Below are 10,245 nucleotides of genomic sequence, written 5' to 3'. Positions count from 1 at the left end.
TGGCAGCAGCAGCCGCCTTCGATCTTGTAGTCCTCACAAACACATGATCGACAGGCGGCTGCGTCCACTTCGCACGCCCCCACCGCATCCCGCGAGGTCAGACCGCCAATGGCGGCTGCCGTACTAGCGCGCTTCATCCTGCTGGAACGGGTGATTGGCGTAGCTTTCGCTCTGGTCGGCCTTATGTTCTTGATTGTTCTCGGCTACAACATCTTGGCCGGCTGGCCGATGCGGATGGTGAAGTAGGCAACTTGATCTCAGCCGCCAGGTCGATCAGCACCTCATGATCACATGGCACAGATCCGGCACAACCGAGCGCGAGTAGCGGCGGAAGATGCCGGAAGCCGACGGAAGGCGCTTCCGTAGGTCAGGGGTCACGCCGGAGCTGACGCGGGAGGTCGGGAAGTCGGGGCTCTTACTTCCAGCGGAAGTGTGGGATACGACGGCGCGACCTGGGCACCGGACTGCAGGCTGCGGACGACTGGCCCCTGCGCCGCGGGACGAGCGGACCCGCTCCTTCCTCTCCGGGTCCTCGACCGGACCCATGTCGCGCAACTCGGTCAGCCCGGCCAGTGCGCCGAGCCACCGGAGTCGCCCGGCCTGCCGGCGGACGACCGCCACAAGCTGTGACAGCTGCTGAGCTGACTCGGGTGCGCGGTGCGCGTGGGGCTCAGGCCGTACTCCTGAGCCAGCCGTAGCTCGCGCGACCGCGACGCGCGGGGCGCGAGGTGGATCCCTGACCGCCCGGGCAAGCCGCCGGGGGCGGTGGGAGACCCACCGCGCCCGGAGACAGCTGCGCCTGATCAGCGTGGCTCGGACACCTTCGGCAGCCGCATGCCGCGGTCGGCCATGATCTGCCGGACGTAGTTCGGGTAGTCCGTGATGATGCCGTCGACGCCCATGTCCATCAGGGCCTCGACGGTGGCCGGGTCGTCGCAGGTCCACGGGATGACCTTCAGGCCGCGGGCATGCGCCGCCGACACCATCGCTTCGTCCACGTAGAAGCGGAAGCCCGAGTCGCCGATCTTCCCGTTCTGCGGAAAGCCGTAGACGGGAGAGAGTGCCGTGACGCCGGGAATGGCGGCGGCAGACTTCACGAAGTCGCCGCCGAAGTCGTCGGCGTCGAGCCCGCCGAGCCACGGGGAGGCACCGGGCTTGCCGACCTGAAGGAAGTCGTAGTTGGTCAGCGCGACCAGCGGCCAGGTGGGCGCGAGCCGGTGCATCTCCTTCAGCGCGCCCCAGTCGAAGGACTGGATGGTGACCTGCTCCTCGATCCCGGACGCGTGGATCTCCTCGTAGACCCGGCGGACGAACAGCTCACGCGGCGCGGTCTGTTCCGGCGCGCCCGCCTCGACCTTGGTCTCGATGTTCAGCTTGATCTGGTTCGCGTGGTAGCTCTTGACGAGGTCCAGCACGTCCTTGAGCTCGACCATCCGGAAGCCCTTGATCTGCTCCTGCTCCGGGAAACCGGGCAGCTGCTGATAGCCGCAGTCCATGGTCTGGAGCTGGGCCAGGGTCAGATCCTTGATGTACTTGCCGACGTACGGATACATCGGGTCACCCGGCGTGACGGGTCCCGTGTCACGGCACTTCTTGGCGCTGATCTGCCGGTCGTGGTTGACGACGACCTTCTCATCCTTGGTGACGTGGGTGTCCAGTTCCAGGGTGCTGACCCCGAGGCGCACCGCCTTGGCGAATCCCTCCAGCGACTCCTCGGTGGTCATGCCGATGCCACCCCGGTGGGCCTGCAGGTCGAAGTGGGTCTTCTGCGGCAGCACCACACCGGGATTGTCGGCCGTTGACGCGGAAGCGGCGACGGGCGCGGCGAGCGCGGCGAGCGCCGGCACCACGGCCAGGCTCGCCAGAACGCGACGTGCGGACATCAATAACCTCAGCTCAGTCGGGTTCACACTGACGACGCGACGCTAGGCCGCCCGGCCGCACCACCGGTGGCCTCGGCGTTGTGGGCTGCTGAACGTTCGCAAAACGCGGGTGTCAACAGCGGGGCTTTAGGAGCGGACGTCGAGGTTGGGGAGCGGCCGCCGGCCCGGTCGCCGACGCGGGAACTGTTCAGACGTTGTCCTGCCCGTGACGACAGCGTGACGACAACGGGAGCCGACGCCGGGCACCTGGCCCTGCACCTGGCGGTCGGCTGCCCATCGTCGGAGTGCCTGCGACCAATGCCGCCTGGATCTGAAAATCGGAAGGTCGGCGGTTCGACCCCGCCCCTGGCCACATAGCCTTTCGCCGGGCTACAGAGGTCCCAACCAGCGGAAACGCCGGTGGGGATCTTGCTTTGTGCGCCCTTGCCGGCTGGGATCGCCGGTGCCCGTGGTTGACCGCTCTTGGCCCTTGATCGCCGCCGCTAGTTGCACGTTCGCTGCACGCCGCTCTCCGGTGAACCGCCGGTCTCATCGTGGGTTGGCTCTGAGAGGTGATTCGGCAGGATGCGTGACCGGATGATGTGCTCCGACACCTCCAACGGCCACGGACGCGGTTCGATCGGGTACCGCTTGGGACCACCCTCGGGGTCGCCCAAGCCAAGGTCGGCGCGGTAGGCGTACGTGAACTCCAGCGTGCGGTCACGCAGGATATTCGCCAGGACGAACCACAAGGTGTCGTCTGTCTGTTTCGCCTCAGCGGACAGCTCCCAGCTCGACCCATCCGCCGTCACCGCGTCCAACATCTTCCGCTGGGCGGCGGTCATGTCGGCGTGCAGACGGATCATCTGCTCTCCTGCCCGAACAACCTCGTACGAACGGGCTAACCGCCGTATGGCGTCGAGCGTCGCCACCAGGTCTCCCATCACCGGGCCAGGGAACGCCGCCAGCTCTTCGCTCGATGGAGGCGTCCCGCCATCCCTCACAGTGAGCCCGATCTCGCGCAGGCGCTGGTTGCGGTCTAGCTGCTTCCTGTGGAGGTTCAGGAAGCGGTCGTACGTCTCGCGCCGCTCGGCCAGGAATAGGGCTGCGTCGTCTCTGCGCTGCTTCCGGCGCTCCGTCCGGCCGTCGTAGAGCATCTTCAGCAGGACGCCGCCGAGGGCGGCCCCTGCCCCGATGCCCGCAGAAATGATCGGGACGAGTTCGTTCGGAACCATGGAGCCCTCCGCAGTCCGGTCGCTAGCGAGCAGCGTACGTAACCACGGCATCTCTGCCCGTGATGCTGCTGCCTCACTGTCTGCCGCCGACCCACGCCCTCGTGGAGCGGGCCAGGGCCAGGGTGACAAGGTGGAGCGCCCTACCGGACGAGTCTCAATGGCGGTTGTCAAGGGCCGGCGTGAGTAGCCAGGCCCGGCCTGGGGGTTAGAAGAAGATCGCGGACGGCTGGTCGCTTGGCTGTCCGCCTGGTCAGCCCGTCCATAGTTGTCGGGCAGTGTCGGCGTTGGTCGGCGGTCTTGGCTGTACGGATGGCTGTACAGCCACACGGTTTAGGAAGTGTGGACACGGCCGGAAGTCGCACGGCAGCGACCTGGCTTGACCTGCCTCGCCATGCCGGCAGCCACGTCCAGGAGCTGACCGCCACTGACCCTCGGTCCCCCTGCTAACGGGCACGCAGGGGGCACGGCCAGCCTGAGGGCCAGAAGAACGTTACGAGGTGGTGCGCGATTAGGGCATGGCCGCGCTTGTTTGGGCTGTTCGGGCGGGTTGTGCTACCGCTCGGCGCAGCGGTCGGACACGAGTCCCGCGATGGCGAGGGTGGTGTCTTCGAAGTGTTCCCGGCGTCCGATGTAGCGCTGCAGGGGTCGCCACTGTTTGGGCTCGGCGATGGCGTGTTCGACGCAGATCCGTTGTGAGGACTGGGTTTTCCGCGCGGTGTTGTATTCGGCGAGTTGAGTTTCGGTGGCGTCTTTTGGTGGTTTCTTCGGCGGCGCGGTGACCTGGTCGGGGAAGTCGCGGGCCAGGCCCTGGTAGCCGGAGTCGACCTTGGCGCGCACGTTCGGATGCTGCCGCAGCAGGTCCTCAATGCCCTCGATGCGTAGCGCGGTGACGTCGTGCATCCGGCCCGGTCGGGTGGCCCCGCACCACAGCAACCGGCCTTCGCCGTCGCTGATCACGGTGGGTTTGATGGTGTTCTGCTTCTTCTTGCCCGACACGAACGCTCGTCGGCCGGGCCGGTTGGCCTTGGGCCGGCGGACCTGGACCTCGGTGCCGTCGATGCGCAGTTCGACACCCTCGGCGGCGGCGTAGGCGAACACATCGGCGAGGGTGCGCAGCCGCAGTTGCGGCTTGCCGGGTACGGCGAAGCCTCGCGCGGCCAGCAGCGGCCGGATCTCACCCACGGCGCGGGTGATGGTGGCCCGGTCGACGTTGTAGAACAGGGCCAACGCGGCGTGCGGAAGTTGGAAGCGCAACACCACCAGGGTCGTGATGACCCGATCGGTGAAGGTCAGGTCACGGCGCGGGCCGGCGCCGGGCGCGCGGACCCGGTCACGGCCGCGACGTTCGCGCAGCCGGGATTCCTCCTGGCCTGTCCACGGGTCGGCCAGTTCAGCGATCAGCTTGCCCAGCCTGCGCCGGGGAATGCCGGTACAGATACGATGAGACAAGGCCGTGCGGGCCCATCTTGACGTCACAATCATGATCGTCCCGCACGGCCGCTTCCATGACCGAAGCGGGTCAGTCAGCTATCGCGCACCAAGTCGTTAGTCGATGGTCTTGGCTGCAGGATGGTTGTACGGTCCGGCCGTGGATTGGGGGATGCGGTGAGCTGGGTTGCCAACGTGATGCTGTCGGTGAGCCCCGAGGACTACCGGAACGCCGAGGCGTTCAGCGGGTGACTTGACAAGGAGTGTCCGCGTCGTGAGCCAGGTATGAAGCCGGGCGGCTGCGGCGAACTTGCGCTGATCGCCGAATCCGACAACCAGTGGGGTGGGTACAAGTACCCGGAGTGCGCCGTGTATGCGGGAGCACTCAACCATGCCGATCTTGACGCTCTTGTCGAGCATTTCGGCTCGGTTCAATGGCACACTCCGAACGCGGTACAGCTGTTCGTCATGGACCAGGAGCAGTCGTTCTTCCGCGTTTGGATGGTCCGGAAGGGCAAGCCCCAGCAGTACGCTCCCACATCTCCGGACGAGGAAGACGACCAGTTCTGGCCGGCAGAGGATGCCTGAGTCGAACCGCACCGTCAGTTTGGAAGGTCGTGCTCAACCGGTCGTGATGCCCGAAAAGCCTGCGGCAAACGGCCTACCCGCTTGCGTCTCGTGCCCGCTCGTGACCGCTGGATGCCACGGTTACTGGCCCACGGATGGCCCATGACGGCATTCAGGTTGAACGAAGATCGCCGTTGGCTCGCCACGATACGCTGCCGCTGGCCAGGCTGTACGGCATCTATGAAGCGAGGTAGGTGTGGCTCAGCAGGTTCCGGCCAGCGACGGGGTTTGCATCGACGTGCCGCTCGTACGCCGGCTCCTGGCCGGCCAATTTCCTCAGTGGGCCGAGCTGCCGATCCAGCCAGTCGATGGAACCGGTCGGGACAACGCGATCTTTCGGCTCGGCAACGAACTCTCCGTTCGACTTCCCCGCCGCGAGCTCGGTGCTCACCATCTCGCTAACGAATGTCGGTGGCTACCAGGGTTGGCGCCGCACCTGCCATTGTCGGTACCCGTGCCACTTGGACGCGGCGTGCCGTCCGAGGACTATCCGTGGCGCTGGACGGTGACCCGATGGCTCCCTGGCGAAGTCGCCGCGCTTGAGCACGGGCTGGATGAGGTCCAGATGGCTGACGAGCTGGCTCAGTTCATCACCGCGCTTCGCACGGTCGACCCGGTCGACGGACCTGCCAGCGAGCTTCGCGGTATCCCGCTGGTTCAACGAGACCCCTGGGTCCGCGCGGCAATCGAGGCCGTGCACGGCGACTGGGATCCAGAGGCGATGACGGCGGCATGGGAGTCGGCATTGGCTGGTCCCCCGTGGCCGGCTCCGGGTGTATGGACCCACGGGGACTTGCATCCGGCGAATCTGCTCGTCATCGATGGCCGGCTGAGCGCCGTTATCGACTTCGGCCTCCTGGGCGTCGGCGATCCGGCCGTCGATGTCCTCGCGGCGTGGACGGTTCTCTCTCCACCCGCTCGGGAATACTTCCGAGGCGCATTGCAAGTCGACGAGGCGACGTGGGCTCGGGCTCGGGGACGGGCACTCGACTTCGGGCTGATGTGCGTGGCAAATGCACCGCATGACTCTCTCATCGGCCAAATCGGCCGCCGCACAATCGACCAGGTGCTCGCGGACGAGGACAGGACAACGGCTAACCAGGGTAGAGGGCTGGGTCCCGGGACCTGAGCGGATCTCCCCGTCAGGGGAGGCTGGTAGCCCTTGTGGTGCTCGTCGAGGTGATCCGCGGCGGCATCTCTGAGGAGGGCCGGGGTTCGGGGCGGAGCCCCGAGGTCTTCGTGGGTCGACACCGACCGGCTGCATGTCCTGACCTCCGGCGGCGCCCGCATCAAGTCCAGCCCATCGCGGCTTTCCCAACGGGACCTGGCCCGCCTGCTGGCCGACGGCGGCAGCCCGGCCGGACCATCTCCGCTGCCGCAGCCTGTGCCGCAGAGCATCGCCGTCGAGGTCGATCGTGTTGTGAACTCCTGCGGCGGGATCAGCATTGGCGGCAGGCAGATCAGCGTCGGCATGCCTTTGGCTGGCCAACGAGTCCGGGTCCGCGTTGACGGGATCCTCCTGCACGTCATCGACGAGGCAGGGCAGCTGCGCCGCACTTTGCGCTGCCCACTACCGCCCACCGCCTGCGGTCGCATCCGCGACGCCCGACCCGCCTCCGTGATCCCACCACCGGCCACCGCCCCGACCGTCGAGCGGGTCGTATCCATCAACGGCAGCATTCAGGTCGCCGGGCAACGCATCCAGGTCGGCAAGATCCACGCCCGCACACTCGTCACCGTCGCCCTGGACGAACACACCGTCACCGTCTACGACGCCGACACCCCGATCGCGGCCGTTCCCCGCCGCAGCACCACAGACATGAACCGGGTGAAGGCCAAACACCAGATCACCATCCACAGGGCCGACCGATAAGAGAAGCTTCAGGTCTTTAACGTGCCGGCATGCCAGCCGCGCCAGAAGTCGGCCAGGTTCGTCGCGAGCGGATAGGCCACGGCGTCGATCGAATCCCAGAACACGTGGCCGCTGCCGCTTGTGGAAACGCAGAACGGGGAGCCGGTCCCATCGTCGCCGAAGCCGAGCAACTGTCGCCGGCCCGCCCCTTCCTCGGCCCACGCTTCCTGGTTGCGCTTGACCACCTCGTCCAGAGGCCAGCACACGAACCATTGGCCCATCTTGTCGAACACACCATCGGTGGCGAGATAAAAAGCTCGCAGATCGGCCGGAAGACCGACGCCAAGCAGCGACTCAACCTGCGACACGACAGCGACGGACGACGGTGGCCGCAGCACGTAGGCGTCGTCGCTCAGCAGCACTTGCCACCAGCCGGCAGGGTTCACAGCGCCACGATGCCACAGCGACCAACGACAGACCGACACGATGGGGTTGCTCATAAGCGAGTAGCACCCTGCCCATGACCTACCATCGCCCCAAGCACCAGACCTATTCGATCACGACCTGGCGTCAAGCGTCCTGCGACGCCGTTCCGTCAAGCATCATGCGAGACCAGGCATTGGCCGGCAGCCGGTGTCGGGCTCCACTTGATGCGTGACGCAGCGGCTTCAGTTGATGGGTGATACCGCGAGGCAGCAACGGCTGAGCCTGGGGGCACACTCGCCGCATGGATGAGATCGTGTTGTCGGTGCCCGGCTACGACAGCGCGCATGGTGTTGTGGCGCCGGTGGAGGGTGGCACAGTGTCGATCGAGATCGTGGGCGGCTCAGTTGAGATATTCGGCGACCGAGCCGGCCTGCGGGATCTTGCACGGTGGTGCCTCGCCCTTTCGGACGAGAGGGCACCGTCTGGGGCCCACATCCACCTCGACCCAGGGACGTTCCCGCTGAGTCTTCATTCGGCTCCTCTGATGCTGGCCCGCGACCCGCGGGAAGGCTAGGTCCAGGTCGCGTCACCCATCATGTGAAGCCAACCTGGAACGCATCAAGTGGAGTACGACAGTCTCGACGATGTCACCGAGCAGCTCGGTGAGCGGACACTGTGGGTACGCCAGCGCCAGGCGCGGTCCGCGCGACCCTGGTCGAGATGTCAGACGGACGCATGATCTTCGGCCCAAGTCGGCTGCCGGCTGCCGCTCCGTCACCATTCCGGCGGTGATCCGCCCCGATCTTGAGTGTCACGTGCGCGATTTCGTCGCCGACGAATCCGACGCCCTGATCTTCACCGGCGCGAAGGGTGCTGCCCTGCGCCGCTCCAACTTCCAGAAGGCGGCTGGCTGGGCCGCCTCGGTTGCCGCCGCAGGCCTGCCCGGCTTCCACTTCCACGACCTGCGGCACACCGGCAACACCTTGGCCGCTGGCACTGGTGCCAGCCGGGCGGATCTCATGGCGCGGATGGGGCATGGCTCGACCCGGGCCGCGATGATCTACTAGCACGCCACCACCGAGCGCGACCGGAGCATCGCCGACGCGCTGAGCGCCAGCATCGCCGAGGAGCGTGGACGGGCACGTAACGGGCACGCCGACACGGTAGAGCCGTAGTCATGAATATGGCCCAGGTCGGATGAGCTGTCTGACCTGGGCCTTCGTGCCTGAGCGGGCGACGGGAATTGAACCCGCGTAATCAGTTCGGAAGATCGTGCTCAACCGGCCGTGATGCCCGAAACGCCTGCGGCCGGCGGTGGAGCTACTCGCCCCTCGTGCCCGCTCGTGACCGCTGCCCGCCACGGTTACTGGCCCGTGGATGGCCCGCAGGGGTGGGCGAGGAACACCACTCGGTCGTCGGCCAACTCGTACGCCATCATCGGCGGATAGCTGTGATCGCCTTCGGCGTATACGAGGACACGCTTGTCGAGGGTCTTGCCAAGTGTCCGCAGGAATCCGCAGAAGACGTCCAGACGTTCCTGCCCCTGGATCTCGTGCAGGCTGACGTCGCTGTCAATCTCATCCGGGCTTGAGGGCCGAACGATCCACTCCATGCCAGGGTCGGGCCAGACATGGAGGCAACGCAGCCAACCTTCCGGGTCGGCGGTGAACAGATCGGCTGCTGACGCGGGCGGCGGAAGCCTCTGCTCCCGGACGTCGTACTCACACCGCCAGCCCTTGGACCGAATCAGCCGGAGCAGCGTCTCCCAGTCGGTCAGAGTCATGCCAGGCACGATGACGTCGGGCAGGCTGCCGTTCTCGTACGGGTCGAACCACTCCCTGACGTCGTCCCACCGGATATCACGCATCCGGCCATTGTCTTGGGCAGCGCCGGGGTGTCACACGCTGGGGCTCACGCTTCGCGGATCTCCTCGTCGGGCAGTCGCCCGACCGTCCAGCCTCCCCGGACGGGGACAAGGTGGAGCGCCTCACCAGCCGAACGACCTTGGCCCCGTCCGGGGAGGCTGGTAGCCCTTGTGGTGCCCGGCGAGGTGTTCCGCCTCGGCATCTCTGAGGAGGGTCGGGGTTCGGTGCGGAGCCCCGGGTCTTCCTGGTTCGTCTCCCGCAGCGTGGCCGGCCGGCCCGGCCGATGCCGGCCGGAGGTCGCCAGCAGGCCGGGGCCGGGCCGGCGCGGCCCGCTTTGCGGGCCGCCTTGATCTGATAGAGCGCAATTCGGCAGCGGCGCGCCTGCGCTCGTAGTCCTGTCACGGGACATGCTTGACAGCGAGGATGTCGGGGACGCTGCTGGGCCGGTCTGACCCGATGCTTGACCGACGCAAAGGTTGCTGTCCTGCGAGTGATTCGTCGGCCGGTTCAGTGGCGTCGCCCCGCACGCGGCCGAACGGGCGTCGTGACCTTATAGGAGAGCGCCGGGCACATACCCCGCGAGTCGAGCCTGGGTGCGTTCTACCGCCGCGACAATCTCAGGTTGCGCTCGGGTGATGAAGCGGGTTACCAGGTGCTCAGGCCCGTAGCGTGACCGGATCTCGGCCAGCCTGTCGAGCACCTCGAAGTCTTGTCCGTCGGGTCCAGTGGTCATATCCGAGAAGCACAGTGCATCTGTCACCGCTGACTCTTCCCGGGGGAACTCCTCGGCCAGGACTTGGCCGAGCCCCCGCTCCTCCGCCTCCAACCAAGAAAACCATGGCCCCTGGCGGGGCCACCCACAGGTGGGTGAAACTCGGGTCGGCGGTGTCGCTCGCCGTCGCCGGTTGCGCTTGGTGCCCTCGCGGTGCCTGAAACCAAGAATGGTGTGG

At 66.7% G+C, this 10,245-nt stretch carries 12 protein-coding genes; 6 read left to right on the top strand and 6 right to left on the bottom strand.

Going from position 1 to position 10,245, the window contains the following annotated elements; all coding sequences use genetic code 11:
• Positions 1 to 108 precede the first annotated feature (108 nt).
• Entirely contained in the window at positions 109 to 246 is a 138-nt protein-coding gene (locus SLP03_RS30855) for a hypothetical protein (protein ID WP_319464168.1), read from the top strand.
• Positions 247 to 803: 557 nt separating this feature from the next.
• Here SLP03_RS30855 and SLP03_RS30850 read toward each other — a convergent pair.
• The 3 genes from SLP03_RS30850 to SLP03_RS30840 all read right to left on the bottom strand — a co-directional run bounded on the left by SLP03_RS30850 (position 804) and on the right by SLP03_RS30840 (position 4,546).
• Positions 804 to 1,883 (bottom strand): glycerophosphodiester phosphodiesterase family protein, encoded by a 1,080-nt coding sequence (locus SLP03_RS30850; RefSeq protein ID WP_319464167.1) that lies wholly within the window; start codon positions 1,881 to 1,883, stop codon positions 804 to 806.
• 482 nt (positions 1,884 to 2,365) lie between these two features.
• Positions 2,366 to 3,097: a hypothetical protein gene (locus tag SLP03_RS30845; protein ID WP_319464166.1), complete on the bottom strand. Its 732-nt coding sequence runs from the start codon at positions 3,095 to 3,097 to the stop codon at positions 2,366 to 2,368.
• A gap of 552 nt (positions 3,098 to 3,649) precedes the next feature.
• Entirely contained in the window at positions 3,650 to 4,546 is an 897-nt protein-coding gene (locus SLP03_RS30840) for a transposase family protein (RefSeq protein WP_319464165.1), read from the bottom strand.
• 264 nt (positions 4,547 to 4,810) lie between these two features.
• Between SLP03_RS30840 and SLP03_RS30835 the strand changes: the two genes are divergently transcribed.
• Positions 4,811 to 5,113, top strand: a complete 303-nt coding sequence (locus SLP03_RS30835; RefSeq protein ID WP_319464164.1) for a hypothetical protein — start codon at positions 4,811 to 4,813, stop codon at positions 5,111 to 5,113.
• A gap of 217 nt (positions 5,114 to 5,330) precedes the next feature.
• On the opposite strand, the gene SLP03_RS30830 is transcribed toward SLP03_RS30835, so the two are convergent.
• Positions 5,331 to 5,546, bottom strand: coding sequence for a hypothetical protein (locus SLP03_RS30830; RefSeq protein ID WP_319464170.1), 216 nt, complete (start codon positions 5,544 to 5,546; stop codon positions 5,331 to 5,333).
• Between SLP03_RS30830 and SLP03_RS30825 the strand changes: the two genes are divergently transcribed.
• Positions 5,442 to 6,281, top strand: a complete 840-nt coding sequence (locus SLP03_RS30825) for an aminoglycoside phosphotransferase family protein (protein WP_319464169.1) — start codon at positions 5,442 to 5,444, stop codon at positions 6,279 to 6,281. The genes SLP03_RS30830 and SLP03_RS30825 overlap by 105 nt on opposite strands.
• Before the next feature lie 255 nt (positions 6,282 to 6,536).
• Entirely contained in the window at positions 6,537 to 7,025 is a 489-nt protein-coding gene (locus SLP03_RS30820; RefSeq protein ID WP_319464163.1) for a hypothetical protein, read from the top strand.
• 8 nt (positions 7,026 to 7,033) lie between these two features.
• Here the strand turns inward: SLP03_RS30820 and SLP03_RS30815 are convergent, their stop codons facing one another.
• Entirely contained in the window at positions 7,034 to 7,504 is a 471-nt protein-coding gene (locus tag SLP03_RS30815; RefSeq protein WP_319464162.1) for an SMI1/KNR4 family protein, read from the bottom strand.
• 227 nt (positions 7,505 to 7,731) lie between these two features.
• Between SLP03_RS30815 and SLP03_RS30810 the strand changes: the two genes are divergently transcribed.
• Positions 7,732 to 8,004 carry a hypothetical protein gene (locus tag SLP03_RS30810; RefSeq protein WP_319464161.1) on the top strand — a complete coding sequence of 91 codons (273 nt, stop codon included), beginning with the start codon at positions 7,732 to 7,734 and terminating at the stop codon, positions 8,002 to 8,004.
• Between the two features lie 214 nt (positions 8,005 to 8,218).
• Complete coding sequence (locus SLP03_RS30805) at positions 8,219 to 8,497, top strand: tyrosine-type recombinase/integrase (RefSeq protein WP_319464160.1); 279 nt, start codon at positions 8,219 to 8,221, stop codon at positions 8,495 to 8,497.
• Positions 8,498 to 8,793: 296 nt separating this feature from the next.
• Here SLP03_RS30805 and SLP03_RS30800 read toward each other — a convergent pair whose 3' ends face one another.
• The gene (locus tag SLP03_RS30800; protein ID WP_319464159.1) at positions 8,794 to 9,297 is read right to left on the bottom strand and encodes a hypothetical protein; all 504 of its coding nucleotides are present in this window, start codon (positions 9,295 to 9,297) and stop codon (positions 8,794 to 8,796) included.
• Positions 9,298 to 10,245: the final 948 nt, after the last annotated feature.

The organism is Micromonospora sp. RTP1Z1, assembly GCF_033804685.1.
Classification (GTDB): domain Bacteria; phylum Actinomycetota; class Actinomycetes; order Mycobacteriales; family Micromonosporaceae; genus Micromonospora.
The sequence above is the reverse complement of the archived record's forward strand: the minus strand, read 5'-3'. Positions and strand labels throughout refer to the sequence as shown.

Bases quoted from the DNA above. Each gene is read 5' to 3' on its own strand.
- SLP03_RS30855 (WP_319464168.1), top strand. From the start codon at position 109: ATGGCGGCTGCCGTACTAGCGCGCTTCATCCTGCTGGAACGGGTGATT.
- SLP03_RS30850 (WP_319464167.1), bottom strand. From the start codon at position 1,883: ATGTCCGCACGTCGCGTTCTGGCGAGCCTGGCCGTGGTGCCGGCGCTC.
- SLP03_RS30845 (WP_319464166.1), bottom strand. From the start codon at position 3,097: ATGGTTCCGAACGAACTCGTCCCGATCATTTCTGCGGGCATCGGGGCA.
- SLP03_RS30835 (WP_319464164.1), top strand. From the start codon at position 4,811: ATGAAGCCGGGCGGCTGCGGCGAACTTGCGCTGATCGCCGAATCCGAC.
- SLP03_RS30830 (WP_319464170.1), bottom strand. From the start codon at position 5,546: ATGGTGAGCACCGAGCTCGCGGCGGGGAAGTCGAACGGAGAGTTCGTT.
- SLP03_RS30815 (WP_319464162.1), bottom strand. From the start codon at position 7,504: ATGAGCAACCCCATCGTGTCGGTCTGTCGTTGGTCGCTGTGGCATCGT.
- SLP03_RS30810 (WP_319464161.1), top strand. From the start codon at position 7,732: ATGGATGAGATCGTGTTGTCGGTGCCCGGCTACGACAGCGCGCATGGT.
- SLP03_RS30800 (WP_319464159.1), bottom strand. From the start codon at position 9,297: ATGCGTGATATCCGGTGGGACGACGTCAGGGAGTGGTTCGACCCGTAC.